This window comes from Burkholderia sp. AcTa6-5, from assembly GCF_017815075.1.
GTDB lineage: Bacteria > Pseudomonadota > Gammaproteobacteria > Burkholderiales > Burkholderiaceae > Burkholderia > Burkholderia sola.
On sequence record NZ_JAGIQE010000032.1, the window covers coordinates 48,783 to 67,415 of the forward strand.

General features: G+C 70.2%; 13 protein-coding genes and 1 pseudogene. 10 read left to right on the forward strand and 4 right to left on the reverse strand.

What is annotated here, in order from left to right:
- Positions 1-51: 51 nt before the first annotated feature.
- From J8I33_RS30250 to J8I33_RS30290, 9 genes are all read left to right on the forward strand, one after another.
- On the forward strand, positions 52-411 hold the full coding sequence (locus J8I33_RS30250) for a DUF485 domain-containing protein (protein ID WP_204384610.1): 360 nt from the start codon (positions 52-54) through the stop codon (positions 409-411).
- Positions 408-2,093, forward strand: coding sequence for a cation/acetate symporter ActP (gene actP / locus J8I33_RS30255; protein ID WP_209928329.1), 1,686 nt, complete (start codon positions 408-410; stop codon positions 2,091-2,093). The genes J8I33_RS30250 and actP overlap by 4 nt, the downstream gene beginning before the upstream one ends.
- Positions 2,090-3,220: an amidohydrolase family protein gene (locus J8I33_RS30260; protein WP_209928326.1), complete on the forward strand. Its 1,131-nt coding sequence runs from the start codon at positions 2,090-2,092 to the stop codon at positions 3,218-3,220. Before actP ends, J8I33_RS30260 begins: the two co-directional genes overlap by 4 nt.
- Positions 3,221-3,492: 272 nt before the next feature.
- Positions 3,493-4,779: a cytochrome c gene (locus tag J8I33_RS30265; RefSeq protein ID WP_209939666.1), complete on the forward strand. Its 1,287-nt coding sequence runs from the start codon at positions 3,493-3,495 to the stop codon at positions 4,777-4,779.
- The gene (locus J8I33_RS30270) at positions 4,776-5,276 is read left to right on the forward strand and encodes a (2Fe-2S)-binding protein (protein ID WP_050014128.1); all 501 of its coding nucleotides are present in this window, start codon (positions 4,776-4,778) and stop codon (positions 5,274-5,276) included. The genes J8I33_RS30265 and J8I33_RS30270 overlap by 4 nt, the downstream gene beginning before the upstream one ends.
- A complete protein-coding gene (locus tag J8I33_RS30275) occupies positions 5,276-7,537 on the forward strand; it encodes a molybdopterin cofactor-binding domain-containing protein (RefSeq protein WP_209939667.1) in 2,262 nt (753 codons plus the stop codon). Before J8I33_RS30270 ends, J8I33_RS30275 begins: the two co-directional genes overlap by 1 nt.
- A gap of 103 nt (positions 7,538-7,640) precedes the next feature.
- A complete protein-coding gene (locus J8I33_RS30280) occupies positions 7,641-8,558 on the forward strand; it encodes a LysR family transcriptional regulator (protein ID WP_050014126.1) in 918 nt (305 codons plus the stop codon).
- Between the two features lie 181 nt (positions 8,559-8,739).
- A complete protein-coding gene (locus tag J8I33_RS30285; protein ID WP_209939668.1) occupies positions 8,740-9,957 on the forward strand; it encodes an MFS transporter in 1,218 nt (405 codons plus the stop codon).
- Between the two features lie 78 nt (positions 9,958-10,035).
- Complete coding sequence (locus J8I33_RS30290) at positions 10,036-11,148, forward strand: alkene reductase (RefSeq protein ID WP_124639746.1); 1,113 nt, start codon at positions 10,036-10,038, stop codon at positions 11,146-11,148.
- A 94-nt stretch (positions 11,149-11,242) separates the two neighbouring features.
- Here the strand turns inward: J8I33_RS30290 and J8I33_RS30295 are convergent, their stop codons facing one another.
- The 3 genes from J8I33_RS30295 to J8I33_RS30305 all read right to left on the reverse strand — a co-directional run bounded on the left by J8I33_RS30295 (position 11,243) and on the right by J8I33_RS30305 (position 16,984).
- Positions 11,243-11,917 (reverse strand): hypothetical protein, encoded by a 675-nt coding sequence (locus tag J8I33_RS30295; RefSeq protein WP_050014123.1) that lies wholly within the window; start codon positions 11,915-11,917, stop codon positions 11,243-11,245.
- A gap of 81 nt (positions 11,918-11,998) precedes the next feature.
- Positions 11,999-13,897, reverse strand: coding sequence for an amidohydrolase (locus J8I33_RS30300; RefSeq protein WP_209939669.1), 1,899 nt, complete (start codon positions 13,895-13,897; stop codon positions 11,999-12,001).
- A 123-nt stretch (positions 13,898-14,020) separates the two neighbouring features.
- On the reverse strand, positions 14,021-16,984 hold the full coding sequence (locus tag J8I33_RS30305) for a winged helix-turn-helix domain-containing protein (protein WP_209939670.1): 2,964 nt from the start codon (positions 16,982-16,984) through the stop codon (positions 14,021-14,023).
- A 401-nt stretch (positions 16,985-17,385) separates the two neighbouring features.
- Here J8I33_RS30305 and J8I33_RS30310 point away from each other — a divergent pair, with 401 nt between their 5' ends.
- Positions 17,386-18,306 (forward strand): AraC family transcriptional regulator, encoded by a 921-nt coding sequence (locus J8I33_RS30310; RefSeq protein WP_209939671.1) that lies wholly within the window; start codon positions 17,386-17,388, stop codon positions 18,304-18,306.
- A gap of 48 nt (positions 18,307-18,354) precedes the next feature.
- Here J8I33_RS30310 and J8I33_RS34660 read toward each other — a convergent pair.
- Positions 18,355-18,528, reverse strand: a pseudogene (locus J8I33_RS34660) (hypothetical protein); the annotation flags it as partial.
- Positions 18,529-18,633 lie beyond the last annotated feature (105 nt).

An 18,633-nucleotide genomic window follows, 5' to 3' on the forward strand; every position in this document is an offset into this window, starting at 1 on the left:
CGTCTCGCGCCCGCCGCATCGCGCCCCATCCAATACCGACAAGGAGACACCGTGAACCGTTCGATTCCGGCCGCCGCCGGCCCCGCACCCGATCAGGACGTGCCCGCCGCGGCCACGCATCCGCTGCTGCGCGATGCCCGCTTCCGCCATCTCGTCACGCGAAGGCGGCGATTCGCGTGGTCGCTGACCGCCGTCATGCTCGCGCTTTACTTCGCGTTCATCCTGTCGCTGGCGTTCTCGCCGGCATGGCTCGGCCGGCCGATCGTGCCGGGCCGCCCGACCACGTGGGGCATCCCGGCCGGCTTCGGCATGTTCGTCGCGACGTTCGCGCTCGTCGCGCTGTACGTGCGGCGTGCGAATGCGGTGCATGACGCGCTCGTCGCGTCGATCCGCGACGGAGGCGGCCAATGAAACGCACCTTCGCCATCCTCCTCGCTGCAACCGCGAGCGCAGCCGCGGCGCCGGCGTTCGCGGCGGGCTCCGCGCCGCTCGCGCACCCGCACAATCCGGTCGCCATCGGCATGTTCGTGCTGTTCGTCGCGTCGACGCTCGTCATCACGCGCTGGGCCGCCCGCCAGAACCGCAGCGTCGCCGATCATTACGCGGCCGGCGGCCGCATCACCGCGCTGCAGAACGGCTGGGCGATCGCCGGCGACTACATGTCGGCCGCATCGCTGCTCGGCATCTCCGCGCTCGTGTTCACGAGCGGTTACGACGGGCTGATCTATTCGGTCGGCTTTCTCGCGAGCTGGCCGATCATCCTGTTCCTGATCGCGGAGCCGTTGCGCAACCTCGGCAAGTACACGCTCGCCGACGTCGTGTCGTACCGGCTGCAGCCACGGCCGATCCGCGCGTTCGCCGCGTCGAGCTCGATCGTCATCGTCCTGCTGTATCTCGTGTCGCAGATGGTCGGCGCCGGCAAGCTCGTCGAGCTGCTGTTCGGGCTCGACTACACGGCCGCGGTGGTGATCGTCGGCGTGCTGATGGTCGTCTACGTGTTCTTCGGCGGCATGCTCGCCACCACGTGGATCCAGATCGTCAAGGCCGTGCTGCTGCTCGCCGGCGCGGCATTCATGGCGTTCATGGTGCTGAGCCGCTTCGGCTTCAGCCTCGACGCACTGTTCGCGCAGGCGCTGCGCGTCCATCCGAAGCACGCGGCCATCATGCGGCCGGGCGGCCTCGTGTCCGACCCGGTGTCCGCGGTGTCGCTCGGGCTCGCGCTGATCTTCGGCACGGCCGGCCTGCCGCACATCCTGATGCGCTTCTTCACGGTCGGCGACGTCGGCGCGGCGCGCAAGAGCATCCTCCATGCAACCGGCATCGTCGGCGCCGGCTATGCATTGATCATCGTGATCGGCTTCGGCACGATCGCGCTCGTCGCGGCGGACCCGCGGTATCACGATGCGTCCGGCGCGGTGGCCGGCGGCGCGAACATGGTGGCGATCCATCTCGCGCATGCGATCGGCGGCAACTTTTTCCTCGGCTTCATCTGCGCGGTCGCGTTCTCGACGATTCTCGCCGTGGTCGCGGGGCTGACGCTCGCCGGCTCGTCGGCGATCTCGCACGACCTCTATGCGAACGTGCTGCGCCGCGGCCAGGCGACCGACCGCGAAGAAATGCGCGTCGCACGCGCGACGACGCTGGTGCTCGGCGTGCTCGCGATCGTGCTGGGCATCGCATTCGAGAAGCAGAACATCGCGTTCATCGTCAGCCTCACGTTCTCGATCGCCGCCAGCTCGAATTTCCCGGTGTTGCTGCTCTCGATCTACTGGCGCGGCCTGACGACGCGCGGCGCGGTGGTCGGCGGCACGATCGGGCTCGTCACGGCGGTCACGCTCACCGTGCTGAGCCCGACCGTCTGGGTACAGGTGCTCGGCCACGCGCACGCGCTCTACCCGTACGAATATCCGGCGCTGTTCTCGATGGCCGCCGCGTTCGTCGCGATCGTCGCGGTGTCGGCCACCGACGGCTCGGCCCGCGCGCGACGCGAACGCGCGCGGTTCGACGCGCAGCTCGTCGCATGCGAACTCGGCGCCCTCCCGCGCCAGGGCACGCCACAACACGACAATCACGACCTGGAGACGATCCGATGACCTGCCCCTGCTGCCTGCCCACCGGCCGGCGCCGCATGCTCGGCACATTCGCCGCGCTTGCCGTCGCGGCCCTTGCCGGACGTCCGGCCGCGGCGGCGCAACCGGCGCCCGCCTCGGCCGCTGCAGCCATGCTGCCGGCCCGGCGTCCACGCGCGATCGACATCCACGCGCACTATTACCCGGAAAGCTTCTGCGACCTCGTCGGCGGCGAAGGCAAGCGGTTCGGCGGCGCATTCGCGTGCGACGACACGACGTTCACGTTCCGCACGCCGGCCGGCGGCCTCGGGCCGCTGCCGATGAAATTCATCGACGTCGACGCGCGGCTCGAGGACATGGACGCGTCGGGCGTCGACGTGCAGGCGCTGTCGCTGAGCGTGCCGATGGCGTACTGGGGCGACCGGCCGTTCAACGCGAAACTGGCGCGCACGTGGAATACGGCCGCGTCGCGCGTGCACCAGCGGCATCCGGCGCGCTTCGTCGTCCTCGCGACGCTGCCGATGCTCGACGCGACCGATGCGATCGACGAGCTCGAGCGCGCGTCGGCGCTGCCTGGCGTGCGCGGCGTGTACATGGGCACGAACATCGACAACCGCGACCTCGACGATCCGCAGTTCGCGCCGGTGTTCGCGCGCATCGAGCAACTCGGGCTGCCGGTGTTCCTGCACCCGCAGCAAACCGTCGGCGGCGCGCGCCTCGGCGATTTCTACCTGAGCAACCTGCTCGGCAATCCGTTCGATACGGCAATCGCCGCTTCGCACCTGATACTCGGCGGCGTGCTCGACCGCCATCCGGCGCTGCACGTCACGCTGCCGCATGCGGGCGGCGCGCTGCCGGTCCTCGCCGGCCGGCTCGACGCCGGGTGGACCGTCCGGCCGGAAACGCGCCGGCTCGCGCAACAGCCGAGCAGCTATCTGCGGCGCTTCAGCTACGACACGGTGTCCCACTCGGGGCCGGTGCTGAACTTTCTGATCGAGAACGTCGGCATCGACCGGCTGGTGCTCGGCAGCGACTATTGCTTCGACATGGGCTACGCGCAACCGGTGCGTTTTCTCGACCGGCTGGACCTGCCCGACGACCAGCGCGCGCTGGTGCTCGGCGGCAATGCGGGCCGGCTGCTGCGGATCTAGCGCGTGCGTGCCGGGTGCCGCCGAACCGGGCCGGAACCCGTTCAGAACGTTTCAGCCGGGTTTCAGGAAATGACGCGGGCGTCTGCGTAGACTGGCTGCAAGAGCAACCGCGCTGGCCAGCCTGCGCGCCTTTTCGATTGATGGAGTGACAACGTGGATCCAGTTGCCAATCACCGCCGCGCAGCCACGCGTTCGCGGCCCGGCCAGCCGACGCACGACGCCCCGGGCGCGCCGCGCACGACGTGCGGCGCACCGCTTCGCGCGGAGCGCACATGAAGCACAAACGACTCTGGTTCGGCGCGGCCGGCATCGCGATCGCGGGCATCGCGGTCGCGATCGGCATCATGGTGCGGCCGTCGATCGCGCCGATCGATCCGCCCGCCCCTGCTTCGTTCGATCCGCAACTGGTGCGCGCCGGCGCGCGGGTCGTCGCGCTCGGCGACTGCATCGTGTGCCACACCGCGAAGAACGGCAAGCCGTTCGCGGGCGGCTTGCCGCTCGCGACGCCGTTCGGCACGATCTACGCGACCAACATCACGCCGGACGCCGAAACGGGGATCGGGCGCTGGTCGCGCGACGCCTTCGCCCGTGCGTTGCGCACCGGCATCGGCCGCAACGGCCAGCCGCTCTACCCGGCGTTTCCGTACATTCATTTCACGCGGATGTCGGACGACGACATCGCCGCCGCATACGCGTACCTGATGACGCGCGAACCGGTACATGCGACGGCGCCCGCCAACGACCTGATCTTTCCGCTGAACTTCCGGCCGCTGGTCGCGTTCTGGAACGTGCTGTTCCTGCGCGAAGGCGCGTATCAACCCGACCCCGCGCAGTCCGCGCAATGGAACCGCGGCAGGATGCTCGTCGACGGGCTCGGTCACTGCGCATCGTGCCATTCGCCGCTGAACGCGATCGGCGGCGAGCAGCGCGGCCGTGCATTCGACGGCGGCATCGTCGACGGCTGGGAAGCGCCGCCGCTCAATGCGCTCGGCCAGGCCACGCGCCCCTGGACACAGGCGCAGCTCGTGACCTACCTGCGCACCGGCCGCGCGAGCGAGCACGGCGCGGCGGCCGGGCCGATGCTGCCGGTCACGCGCGATCTCGCGACGGTGCCGGTGGAGGATGTCGAGGCGATCGCCGCATACATCCTGTCGATCCAGAAGCCGGCGACCGCGCGTGCGGCCGCGGCAACGGCCGCGGGCGAACACACCGCGACGACGCCGGCCGCGCAGCGCGGCGCGACGCTGTTCCAGGCATCGTGCGCGCAGTGCCACGGGCCGGCCGCGCCGATGCAGTCGATCGGCGAGCGGCCGACGCTCGCGTTCAGCACGGCAGTCAACGCCGATACGCCGCGCAACGCGATCCAGATGATGTTCAACGGCATCGGCTGGCACGGCGAGGACACGCTCAACTACATGCCGTCGTTCATCGACCAGTACGACGACGCGCAGATCGCCGATCTCGCCGCGTACGTGCGCGAGACCTATACCGATCGTCCCGCGTGGGCGGGCGTCGACGCGATGGCCGCGAAGCTCAGAAAAGAGGACACCGCACGATGATTACCCTCACCGTCAACGGCGTGCGGCACACGCTGGACATCGATCCGTCCACGCCGCTGCTGTACGCGCTGCGCAACGACCTGCACCTGCACGGCGCGAAGTTCGGCTGCGGCCTCGGCCAATGCGGCGCCTGCACCGTGATCGTCGACGGCAAGCCGACCTTCTCGTGCCTGATGCCGGTGGCCGCGGTCGGTTCGCGCAGCGTGCGCACCATCGAGAGCCTCGGCACCGCCGAGCATCCGGGCCCGCTGCAACGCGCGTTCATCGAGCACCAGGCCGCGCAGTGCGGCTACTGCATCGCCGGGATGATCATGCGCGCGCAGGCGCTGCTCGAACGCAATCCGAAGCCGACCGAACAGGAACTGCGCACGCACATGGAACCGAACCTGTGCCGCTGCGGCACGCACATGCGGATTCTCGCGGCGGTGCGCTCGGTCGCGGGGCTGCCGGCCCCCGAACCGGCTTCCGCTCCCGTCACGATCAGCAAGGGGCTGTAATGAATTCCCACGACGACATCGACGAAGGCCGCCGGCACTTCATCGTCTCCGGCGCGCTGTTCGTCGCGTTCAGTCTCGCGCCCGCGTCGCGCGCGGCCGCGCAGCTGGTGATCGCCGACGAAGGCGCGGCCGTGCACGTGGCGAAGGCCACGCAGGCGCTCGCCGGCAGCCTGAAGACCAATCCGCTGCTCGATGCATGGGTCAAGATCGCGCCCGACGGCAAGGTCACCGTGTACACCGGCAAGGTCGAGCTCGGCACCGGCGTGCGCACCGCGCTGCTGCAGGTGGCCGCCGAGGAACTCGACATGAAGCCGTCGCTGATCACGTTCCTGACCGCCGACACCGGCGCGTCGCCGGACGAAGGCTTGACCGCCGGCAGCCATACGATGGCCGACAGCGGCTCCGCGCTGCTGAACGCGACCGCGCAGGTGCGCGCGCTGCTGGTCGAAGGCGCGGCGAAACGCTTCGGCGTCGATCCGCGCGTGCTGACGACCGCCGACGCGGTGATCACGGCGCCCGACGGCCGCACGATGACCTACGGCGACGCGATCCGCACGGTCGACCTGCACCGCAACGCGACGCCCACGTCGCCGCTGAAGAGCCCGGCGACGTTCGCGGTGATCGGCACGTCGCTGCCGCGCGTCGACATCCCGAACAAGGTCACGGGCGGCGTCAGCTACGTGCAGGACATGCAGCTGCCCGGCATGCTGCACGCGCGCGTCGTGATGCCGCCGGTGTACGACGCGAAACTGCTGTCGTTCGACGAAGCCGCGATCCTGAAGCTGCCGGGCGTCGTGCGGATCGTGCGCAACGGCAGCATGCTCGCGGTGGTCGCGCAGGGCGAGTGGCAGGCGGTGGTCGCGCAGCGCGCGCTCGCCGCCGGCTGCCAGTGGTCGCCGGGCCGCAAGCTGCCCGAGCGCAGCACCGTGCACGCGGACCTGAAGCGAATCTCGACGCAGCGCATCGAGATCGCGAACACGCACGCGGCCACCGCGCCGGCCGCAAAGACGCTGAACGCGACGTTCCTGAAGAACTACCTGTTGCACGGGTCGATCGGGCCGTCGTGCTCGGTCGCGCATCTCGAGAACGGGATGATGACGGTGTGGACCCACTCGCAGGGCGTCTATCCGCTGCGCGACGCGCTCGCGGAGATGCTGTCGATGCCGAAGGCGAACATTCGCTGCATTCACACCGAAGGCTCCGGCTGCTACGGCCACAACGCGGCGGACGACGTGGCCGCACATGCGGCGCTGATCGCCGCCGCGATACCGGGCAAGCCGATTCGCGTGCAATGGATGCGCGAACAGGAACACACCTGGGATCACTTCACGCCCGCGATGGTGACCGAGGTCAGCGCATCGCTCGACGCGAGCGGCCGCATCGTCGACTGGAACTATGCGCTGTGGAGCAGCTCGCACAACGAGCGGATCGTCAACGCGGGCCGGCTGCTGCCCGCGCGCATGCTCGAGCCGCCGTTCGTGCCCGCGCCGTCGACGCCGATGCTGCAACCGGAGGGCGGCGGCGACCGCAACGCGATCCCGCTGTACGCGCTGCCGAACCAGCACATCGTCAACCACTTCTCGCCGACGATGCCGCTGCAGACGTCCGCGATGCGTTCGCTCGGCGCGCACACCAACGTCTGGGCGATCGAAAGCTTCATGGACGAGCTCGCGCACGCGGCCGGCGTCGATCCGGTCGAATTCCGGCTGCGCCACATGGAAGACCATCGCGCGCGGCAGGTGATCCAGCTCGCCGCGAAGCACTTCGGCTGGCCGCGGCCGCCGCGCGCGCGCAACCGCGGCGTCGGCTTCGCGTTCGGCAAATACAAGAACCTGATGGCCTACGTCGCGATCGCGGTCGAGGTGTCGGTCGTGCCGGAAACCGGCCAGGTGACGCTCGAACACGCGGAAGCCGCCGTCGACGCGGGCCAGATCGTGTCGCCGGACGGCATCCGCAACCAGATCGAGGGCGGCATCGTGCAGGCCGCGAGCTGGACGCTGTACGAGGCGCTGAAGTACGACACGGAACGGATTCGCAGCTTCGACTGGAGCAGCTACCCGATCCTGCGCTTCTCGGCCGCGCCGCAGAACGTGAAGGTCCATCTGGTCAATCGCCCCGGCGCGCCGTTTCTCGGCGCGGCCGAGGCGTCGATGGGGCCGACCGCCGGCGCGCTGGCCAACGCGATCTTCGACGCGACCGGCCAGCGCCTGCGCGAAATGCCGTTTGCCGGCGACGCGCTGAGAAAGCGCATCGACGCGTAGCGGTCGGTCGCATTCGCTGCGCGACACGCCCTATCCGATACACGACAAGACGGCGCCGGCACGCACCGGCGCCGCATGCCGACAGGCGGGAGAACTTCCGACGATGGATACCTTGCTTTCGATGCGCGTGTTCACGCGCATCGTCGAAACCGGCAGCTTCACGCGCGCGTCGGACACGACCGGCCTCACCACGCCGCGCGTGTCCGCGCTGCTGAGCGCACTCGAGCAGCATCTCGGCTGCCGGCTGCTGAACCGCACCACGCGCCGCATCTCGCTGACCGAGGACGGCCAGGCGTATTACGAACGCGCCGTCGCGGTGCTGCGCGAGATCGACGACATGGAGGCGTCGGTGTCGCAGGCCCGCAACGTGCCGCGCGGCCGGCTGAAGGTGAACCTGCCGCCCGCGATGGCGAAGCAGGTCGTCGTGCCCGCGCTGCCGGCGTTTCTCGACGCCCATCCGGACATCATGATCGAACTCGGCGTGACCGACCGGCAGATCGACCTCGTCGGCGAAGGGGTCGACTGCGTGGTGCGCATCGGCGCGCTCGACGATTCGGGGATGATCGCGCGGCGGATCGGCAGCCTGACCACCTGCACGTGCGGCTCGCCCGCGTATTTCGCGCGGTGCGGCGAGCCGGAGACCGTCGACGATCTCGCGCAGCACGTGGCGGTCAGTCACATCTCGGCCGACACCGGGCGACCGCGCCCGTGGGATTACGTCGTCGACGGCGAGCCGCGCATCGTGCAGATGTGCGGCACGGTGGCCGTCAACGACGCGGACAACTACATCGAGTGCGGCGTCGCCGGCATCGGCCTGATCAAGACATCGCTGTACCTCGTCGAGCCTTACCTGAAATCGGGCCGGCTTCGCGAGGTGCTGACCGATTTCAACGCGCCGGCCAGGCCGATTTCGGTGCTGTATCCGCCCAATCGCCACATTCCGGTCAAGCTGAAAGTGTTCGTCGACTGGCTCGCGGGCCTGTTCGAGCAGATTCCGACGCTGCAGGGCAAACGCGGCTGAACCGCTGCGGCGCGGCACCTTTGCGTGCCGCGCAACACTCGATTGCGCGGCGTCTCGCTTCCGGTTTTATCGATTGATCAATAGTATGGACGGCAATGCGGTGCACCGTATCGCGGCCGGGCGAGCTCGATGCCCGCGCGACGCTTCGGTGTCCGGCCTTTCCCTTTTCCAGGAGTCGATCATGTCAACGGATTCAACACCGCTCGCGCCGCCCGCGCACGGCGTCAAACTCACGCAGGGGCTGATCCTGCTGTTCGCGTTCAGTTGCGGCGCGATCGTCGCGAACCTGTACTACGCACAGCCGATCACCGAGCTCATCGCGCCGAGCCTGCACATGTCCGGCAACACGGCGAGCCTGATCGTGTCGCTGACGCAGATCGGCTACGCGCTCGGGCTGTTCTTCATCGTGCCGCTCGGCGACCTGCTCGAAAACCGCAAGCTGATGATCGTGACGGCCGTCGTGTCGATCGCGAGCCTCGCGGCGGCCGCGTTCGTGCGCACGCCCGGGCTCTTCCTCGCGATTTCGCTGCTGATCGGGTTCAGCTCGGTGGCCGTGCAGATCCTCGTGCCGCTCGCCGCGCACCTCGCGCCCGACCATTCGCGCGGCCGCGTCGTCGGCACGATCATGAGCGGGCTGCTGCTCGGCATCCTGCTCGCGCGGCCGCTGTCGAGCGTCGTCGCCGACGCGTTCGGCTGGCGCTTCGTGTTCGCGGCCGCGGCCGTGCTGATGACGCTCGTCACGGCCGTGCTCGCGCTGACGATTCCGTCGCGCCAGCCCGATCATCGCGCAACCTATTTCGAACTGATCGGCTCGCTGCTGCACCTCGTTCGCACGATGCCGGTGCTGCGTCACCGCGCGTTCTACCAGGGCCTGATGTTCGCGTCGTTCAGCCTGTTCTGGACCGCCGTGCCCGTCGAGCTGACGCGTCACTACGGGTTGTCGCAATCGGCGATCGGCCTGTTCGCGCTGGTCGGCGCGATCGGCGCGACGTCGGCGCCGGTGGCCGGACGCCTCGCGGATGCCGGCCATACGGTGCGCGCGACGCTGATCGCGCTGGTTGCCGGCGCGCTCGCGTATGCGGTCGGTGTCGTGCACGGCGCCGGCCTGTACGGGCTCGTCGTCACCGGCATCGTGCTCGACTTCGCGGTGCAGATGAACATGGTGCTCGGCCAGCGCGAGATCTACGCGCTGCATGCGGCGAGCCGCAACCGGCTCAATGCGCTGTACATGACGAGCATCTTCGTCGGCGGCGCCATCGGCTCCGCGCTCGCGAGCCCGCTGTACGAACACGGCGGCTGGCCGCTCGTCGCCGCGGTGGCCGGCGCGTTCCCGATCGTCGCGCTCGGCCACTACCTGCTCGTCGGGCGGCCGCATGCGCAACGTCACGCCGTGGGTTGATCCATCGTTACCCATCGAATCGATCCGTTCGCGGGGCGCAAAGCCGCCCCGCTCCCCGTCGAACCACAGGAGTCCATCATGTCTTCCCTGCTCAGTGCCTATGATCTGCGCGGCCTCGCGCTGCCGAACCGCGTCGTGATGGGGCCGATGACGCGCTCGCGCGCGCCGTCGCGCGGCCTGCCCACCGAACTGATGGCCGAGTACTACGCGCAGCGCGCGTCGGCCGGCCTGATCGTGACCGAGGCCACCAACGTCAGCCCGGCGTCCGCCGCATTCGAGCTGACGCCCGGTCTCGTCGACGATGCGCAAGCCGCCGCGTGGAAAACCGTCACCGACGCCGTCCATGCGAACGGCGGACGCATCTTCGCGCAGCTGTGGCACGGCGGCCGCGTCAGTTCGCTGACGCTGCTCGGCGGCGCCGCGCCGCTGTCGCCGTCCGGCGTGAACGACGACCTCGAACAGTTGCAGGTGTGGGCGCAGTTGCAGAACGGCTACTACACGAAGATTCATGCGACGCCGTCGCGCGCGATGACGACCGATGAAGTCGTCGCGGCCGTCGACGAATTCCGGCAGGCCGCCGCGCACGCGATGGCCGCGGGCTTCGACGGCGTCGAGATCCATGCGGCCAACGGCTATCTGCCGCACCAGTTCCTGTCGTCGACGCTGAACCGCCGCGACGATCGCTACGGCGGTTCGGTCGCGAACCGCGCGCGCTTTCTCGAGGAAATCGTCGACGCGGTCGGCGGCGTGATGCCGCTGAACCGCGTCGGCGTGCGCATCTCGCCGTACGCGAAATACAACAACGTGCGCGACGCCGATCCGGACGCGACGCTCGCGTACGTCGGCCGGATGCTCGACGCGGCGGGCGTCGCGTACCTGCACGCGGCCGACACCAACGGCTGGAGCGGCGAGCCCGATCTGCCGCGCATCGTCGAGCACGCGCGCCGGTCGTTCCACGGCACGCTGATCGTCAACGGCGGCATTTCGCCGGACGCGGCGAACGCGCTGATCGACGCGGGCGACGCCGATCTCGTCGCGTTTGCGCGCGCGTATATCGCGAACCCGGATCTCGTCGAGCGCATCGCGGCCCGCGCACCGCTCGCGGAGCCGAAGGCCGCCGGCTGGTACGGCGGCGACCGCGCCGGCTACGTCGACTATGCGCGGTACGATGCGGCGCCGTCGCACGCGTGACCCGCACATGCGGCGCGCCACGTGCGGCATCCCGCGCGCGGCCGCGCGCCGCAGCCGGTCGAGCGTGCGGCTGCCGCACGCTCGACCGGGGCCGTCACATGTCGTTCCACCGCGCGCCCAGCACGCGGCCGCAGAAATTCGGCCGATGAAAATCCGGATCCGCGCGTTCGAGCACGTCGGCGCTCCACGTGCCGAAGGTCGACTGCGGCCGGTGCGCGACGCCGCGCGCGACCAGGTCGAGAAACGCTTCGGGGAAATCGCCCGCGCGCGGATACGCGGCAAGGAGCGCGTCGCGCTCGTGGGCCATGTACGCGTCGAAGTCGGTCGCCATCAGGTCCGTCGACACCGCGCACGCCAATGCGCGCGCGAGCGGCGACGCGCGGACGGCCACGCCCGGCGTCGTATGCAGCGCGATCGCGTGCCACACGTCGTCGCGCATGCGCCGCGACCGGCGATGCCGCAGCAGCAACGCGTGCGCGGCATCCGCGCCGTCGAGCTCGTAGCGTTCGGTCGAACGGCCGTACGCCGGGCTCAGCCCCATGTTGGCGTACATCGCGGCGACATACAGTGCATCGGCATCGCACGCGTCGCCCGCCCGCCGCGCGGCGAGCGACGCGAACACGAACACGCGCGCCGCGTGATCGACGAGCGCGGCGGGCAACGACGCGCGGGCCGCGTCGGCTGCCTCGACCGCAACGGGCGTGCGCGGAATGCGAACGCCGGCCACTTCGTCGCCGGTGGCCGATGCGCGCGGGTGCGCAGCATTCATCCTGTCTCCTTCATGCCCCGCGCACGGGGCGGAAAATCGTTCAATGCACGGCGGCGTGCGTCGCGCACCGGCACGCGCCGCTCAAAACGCGACGCAGCAGCGGCCGAAGGCTTCGCAGCGTTCGGCGGCCGCGCTTGCGGTCGGATAGCGCGACCGCGCGAAGCGGCGTCCGTGACCGCGCGCGCGGCACGCATCGATGCCGGGCGCCGCGCATGCGTCGCCCGCCGCCGACGCGTGCGGCGCGTCGCGGCCGCCGGCGCCCGCCGCATCGGCGACGCCGCCTGCGGCGACCGGCGACCATACGGGGCTGACGGGCGGCGGCGGCGGCGCCAGCGGCGAGAATTCCTGCTCCGCGTGCACGACCTTGCCGTCGACGACCGTCAGCACCGACGACAACGTCGGGATACGCCGCGCGTCGACCGTGAAGTAGTCGTCGCTCAGCACCGCGAAGTCGGCGTATCGGCCGGGCACCAGCGCGCCCTTGCGATGCTCGTCCGCGGAGAACCACGCGCTGCCGACCGTGTAGCGGCGCAGCGCCTCCATCCGGCCGAGCCGGTTGCGCGCCGGATACAGCGCGGTGCCGCCCACGCTGCGCCCCGACACCATCCAGTACAGTGCGACGAACGGGTTGTAGCTCGCCGCGCCCGTCGCGCCCGAACCGGCGCCGACCGGCAGCCCGGCCGCGAGCATCGCGCGGATCGGCGGCGCGCGCGTGGCCGCCGCCGCCCCATGGCGCGCGATGAACGCTTCGCCCTGGAACGCCATGCGCGGCTGCACGGTGATGCCGCCGCCGAGCGCCGCGACGCGCGCGATATTGGCATCCGAAATCGTCTCGCAGCGGTCGAAGCTCCAGCGCAGCCCGTCGAACGGCGTGTCGCGATCGATCGCTTCGAATACGTCGAGGAAGCGGCCGATCGATTCGTCGTAGGTCGCATGCAGCCGGAACGGCCAGCGGTGACGCACCAGCAGCCGGACGATCGCCGCCAGCTCCGCGTCGACCGACGCGGGCAGGTCGACGCGCGGTTCGAGAAAATTCCCGAGATCGACGGCCGAGCACAGCAGCCGCTCGCCCGCGCCGCTCGTGCGCAGGAATGCGTCGCCGCGGTCGGGTGCCGTCAGCGCGATCCATGTCGCGAAGTCGTCGAGCTCGCGGCCCGCGTGCCGCGCGCCCAGCGCATACGCGATGCGCGTCGTCAATTCGCCGCGCCGCGCGAGCGTCGCGACCGCCGCATAGTCGTCCGGATACGCGAGACCGTCGCCGCCGGCGTCGATCGCGCTCGTCACGCCGACGCGGTTCAGCGCGCGCATGAACTGCCGCGTCGAGTTGACGCGGTCGTCCGCATCGAGCATCGGCGCGCGGGCGAGCGCCGCGCCGAGCACCGCCGGGTCCGGGCGCGCGAGCAGCAGCCCGGTCGGCCGCCCATGGCGGTCGCGCCGCAACTCGCCGCCGGGCGGATCGGGCGTGTCGCGCCCGTAGCCGAGCGCGCGCAGCGCGGCCGCATTCAGCCACGCGCTGTCGGCCAGATGCTGGATGAACACCGGCGTGTCGGGTGCGATCGCGTTGAGCTCGGCCGCCGTCGGGCCGCGCTTTTCCACGAACTGCAGCGCGGTCCAGCCGCCCGCCACGCGCGCCCAGTACGGCGCGGGCGTGCGGCGGACCTGACGGCCGAGCAGCTCGAGCGCGTCGGCGAGCGACGGTACGCCGTCCCAGCGCACCTCGAGGTTGAAGTTCATGCCGCCGCGGATCGCCTGCAGGTGCGCGTCGATCAGGCCCGGAATCACGGTACGGCCGTTCAGATCGATTCGGGTCGTGTCGTCGTGCGCATGGCGCAGCACGTCGCGATCGTCGCCGGTCGCGACGATGGTCCCGTCCTTCACGGCGAGCGCGCGGACGAACGAGCGCTGTTCGTCCTGGGTCGCGATCTTGCCGTTGAACACGACGAGGTCCGCCGAACGCGCGGGTTCCGTCGCTCTAAGCACCGTCGGGTCTCCCGTGCGCGCCCGCGCGCGACGCCGCACGACACGCGCGGCTTCCCGCGGCGCGCGCGTCGGCACGCATGCTGCGATCGCGCGGCCGCCCTGCCGTACTCGGTTCGCGCATCGTCATGCCGCCTGCTGCGCCGCGTCGGCGGCATCGCGTCGTGCATGCGTCAGGCACGGCGCGGGCGGCGCATCCGGACGGACGAAGTTCTGCACGCGCAGCAAGCGGCGCACGTCGTGGGCGCGCGAATGCGGATCGAAGTGCCGCGCGACTCCGGCGACGAGCGCCGACGCCTGCGCGGTGTGGCCGCGCTCGATCAGGTGATCGGCGAGATCGAGCGAACCGCGCAGCGCCCACATCGCGGCGCCCTGCGCGTTCGCGGTCTGGATCGCCATCTGCAGATGACGATGTCCGTCCGCCTCGTACGCGACGGCGAGATCCGCGCCGACGGTGCGCGCCTGCTCGAGCATCGCGACGCCTCGCACGCGCAGCAGTTCGGGGACGAACAGGTGCTCGCCGTGCGCGCGGCAGCGCGCGAGCGTCGCATCGAGCCGGGTGCATGCTTCATCCGCGCGGCCGGTCCGCACGAGGCCTTCCGCGTACGCGACGGTCAACGGCGCGAGCACGCGCCGGAAGCCGCTCGCCTCGACGCGCCGCAGCGCCGGTTCGAGGCGCGCGAGCCCGGCGCCGGGATGGCCGGCCTGGACGTCGAACTGACCGGTCAGGCATTCGGCGTGACTGCGCCAGATGTCGAAACCGTGCGCGTCGGCGGTCGCGCGCAGCGTCGCGAGATAGTCGGAGCTGATGTCGTGATCGCCGTAGCGCAGCGCGATCGGCACGGCGGCCGCGCCGAGCACGATGCACAACGCGAGCGGCGACGGGCCGCGGCGCGCATGCTCGACCGCTTGCGCGGCGACGCGCATCGCGTGCTCCGGCTCGCCTTGCATCCACAGCAGACGGATCAGCATCGTGCGGCCCAGCGTCGCCATGTCGACGCCCAGCGCGGCCTGCGCGCACGGCGATTCGCCCACGTCGGCGAGCTCGGCCGTCACCGCTTCCAGCCGCTCGCGCGCCTGCGCATGCTCGCCGAAGTAATGCAGCGACGTCGCGACCATCGTGTTCGCCAGCAACCGCTGCGACCGGTCGCCGCGCCGCTCGGCCGCGCGCTCGAAGCGCGTCGCGTAGCGCAGCGATTCGTGAATGTCCGACAGCGTCAGCATCGTGTTCCACAACCCGACCAGCGCGCGCGCGTCGAACGCATCGTCGCCGATGTGCGCGGCGAGACCGAGCGTGCGGTCCCACATCGCGGCGGCGGCCAGCGCGTCGCCGTCCGTATGCAGCAGCGCCGACGCGCAGGCCGCCCGCAGCCGCATCTCGCGCGCGGCGTCGACCGGGTCTGCCGCGCCCGTGTCGAGTTCGTCGAGCACCTCTCTCGCGCGCGCCGTGCATGCGCGCATTCGCGACGGCTCCAGCAGCGCGCGCGCCAGCCGGTCGGGCTCGGGCACGGCTGCGGCCTCGGCGGCGTCCGCCGGTTCGTCTACCGCTTCGTCCATCGGTTCGTCCACGGCCAGCGCGCGCGCATCGGCAGGCGGCACGTCGGCGGGCGTCACGGGCGCGACGAGCCGCACGGGCGCGCGCTCGCGCTCGTACGCCGCATGGCGCGCGACGATGCGCTCGAACTCGCCTTCGTTGTGCAGCTTTTCGAGCGCGTACGCGCGCGTCGATTCAGTCAGCCGGTAGCGCGCATACGCACCATGAAACTCGACGGTCACCAGCGATTTCGCCACCAGTTCGCCGAGCACCGCGATCATGTCCGCGGCCGACGTGCCGGGCTCGGTGGCGACCGCGTACGCGGCATCGAACGAAAACGGCCCGATGAAGCACCCCATCCGGCGAAACAGCGCGCGCGCGGGCCGATCGAGCAGCACGTAGCTCCAGTCGAACGTCGCGCGCAGCGTCTGATGACGCGGCAGCGCCGAGCGCAGCCCGCCCGTCAGCAGGTTCAGCCGGTCGTCGAGACGCGACGCGACGACCGCGAGCCCGAGCGTCGCCACGCGCGCCGCGGCCAGTTCGATCGCGAGCGGCAGCCCGTCGAGGCGCCGGCAGATGTCGCCGATCAGCCGCACGCCGGCTTCGTCGACCGTGCAATCCGGCGCGGCCGCGCGCACGCGTTCGAGGAACAGCTCGACGGCCGAGCAGCGGACGATTTCGTCGGCGGACGCGTTGCCGTCCGGCACCGCGAGCGGGCTCATGCGCAGCACCGCCTCGGCCGAGATGTGCAGCGGCTCGCGGCTCGTCACGAGCACGCGCAGCGAGCCGGCGCTCGACGTCAGCGTTTCGACGAGGCTCGCCACCAGATCGACGATGTGCTCCGCGTTGTCGAGCACGAGCAGGCAGCGCGACGTCGCGAACGCGTCGCCGATGCGGTCGATGGCGGGCACGCCGGGCGTGTCGAGGCCGAGCTCGGCGGCGAGCGCGATCAGCATGTCGTCGCGCGTCGACGCGCGCGCCAGTTCGACGAACAGCACGCGCTCGCGCGAGCGGCTGCGCACGCCGTGCGCGACGCGCACGGCCAGACTCGTCTTGCCGATGCCGCCCGCGCCGACGAGCGTGACGACCGGCGTGCGTTCGAGCATGTCGACGATCTGCGCGAGTTCGGCGTCGCGCCCGACGAGCGGCGCGAGCAGCGACGACGCGGGCGCATCGGGTACATCGGGCGTATCGGGCGAGGCGACGACGGCCGGCGCCGCCGCGACGGCCGGCGCGTCGACCACGGGTACGAGGTCCGGGCCGGACGACGCGCTCGCCACCAGCAGGTAGCCGCGCCCGGGCACCGTCTTGATCAGATCGCGGCTCGTGCCGAGCGCCTTGCGCAGCGTCGCCACATGCACCTGAAGCCGGTTTTCCTCGACGATCAGGCCCGGCCAGACCGCGTCCATGATGTCGTCCTTCGACACGACCGAACCGCTTGCACGGTGCAGGACTTCGAGAATGTCGAGCGCGCGCGCGCCGATGCGCAGCGACGCGCCGTGCTGACGAATGTCGCGTTGCTCGAAATCCACAGACAAAGTTCCGATCTGGATCATGGCCGCCTCCGGTTCCCTCGGGATGGCTGCCCGATGAACGCGGCAGTTCACCCGGCAGGAAGTCCGCGTCCGGCGCGCCGTTGCACCGGACGGAAAATGTCGAATTCCGGACCGAGTGTAGACGGATGGCCATCGAAAATCTTGAAGGAAAATGCGCTCTGCCCGCGCATTTCGGGCGGGCGCGACCGGCACGATCACTTGCGTGTAAAAGTGGGGCGCTATACTCTGCCGGGCCGCTCGCGCAGGCGTTGAGCCGGGTGGCGCACTCGCCGCGCCCACGCATTGAAAGCAATTTGTCAGGATGGCGAGCGGACGTTTATGCAAATTCATTTTGAACGTTCGCGTGCGCATCTAAACTGGACTCGTCATTTCATGTTCCGAGTCCCTCGCTGGGGAATTCCATGTCAGACTCCGTCATCGCCGCGCCGGTGGCATCGCCTCCGCGGCGGCCCAAAGACACGCTCGGCTGCGTGTCGAGCCTGCTGGCAAAGGATGTCGAGACGGCATCCGGCGGCCTGAGGCTGCACCGCAAATGCATGCGCGAGGCGCACGTCGAACGCATCGAGATGCCGCCGTGCGACCGCGGCTTCCTGGTCGGCGTGTCGCTGAGCGGCGGCCACCGCCGCACGCTCTATGGGCGCGCCGGCGCGAGCGAGCGCCGGTTCCAGCATCACTCGATCTACATTCGCGACTTCTCGCGCCATTTCCACGCGGATCTGTACGGCAACTTCGACTTCGTGCTGGTCGAGCTGCCGCATGCGTATCTCGAACACGTCGGCCCGGAGCACGGCGGCCAATCGATCGGCGGCCTCACGTGCCGTCCCGACGTACGCGACCCGGTGCTCGGCCATCTCGCGCACGCGGTGGCCGACAGCCTCGACGCGGGCGGCCCGCTGAACGCGCTGTTCATCGAACAGATCGGGCTCGCGATGGGCACGCATCTGCTGCGCCGCTACGGCAACGCGCGCACGCGCGAGCTCGAGCGCAAGGGCGTGCTGTCTGCCGCGAAGGTGGCGCGCGCCCAGGAGCTGTTGATGGAAAAGGCTGACCTCGGCGTATCGATCGAGGAAGTGGCGAACGAATGCGACCTGTCGCGCGGCTATTTCATCCGCGCGTTCTCGCGCACGACCGGCCGCACGCCGCACCAGTGGCTGCTCGAACAGCGCGTGACGCGCGCACGCGAGCTGATCGAGACGTCCGACATGACGCTGGCCGACATCGCGGTCGCGTGCGGCTTCGCCGACCAGAGCCATCTGAACCGCGTGTTCGCGCGGATCGTCGGCCATCCGCCCGGCGCGTGGCGGCGCGCACGGTCGCGCTGAAGCATATAGGCCCGGCGCTGCTCCCATCGATCCGCCTTCCCGGTAGTTCGCGAATCTGGATGTATGCCCCATGCCGGGATTGAAGCAATTGCACGGATCCAGGTCCATGTAATGCTGCTTCAACGCGGGTTTGGCGACATAGACCGACATTTGCGTGTATGCAGGACCACGTTGCACGAGTGCACCGCCCGAGTTATTGCAGACGCCACCGAATACCGAGGCGAGTCGGTCACGCCTGAATTAGAGGACGTCCCCCAACCGAGGGCAACTTAATCGTTATGATGGACACGCGTTGCTGCTCGATTTCCTGAGGAGAGGGGAAGGTTG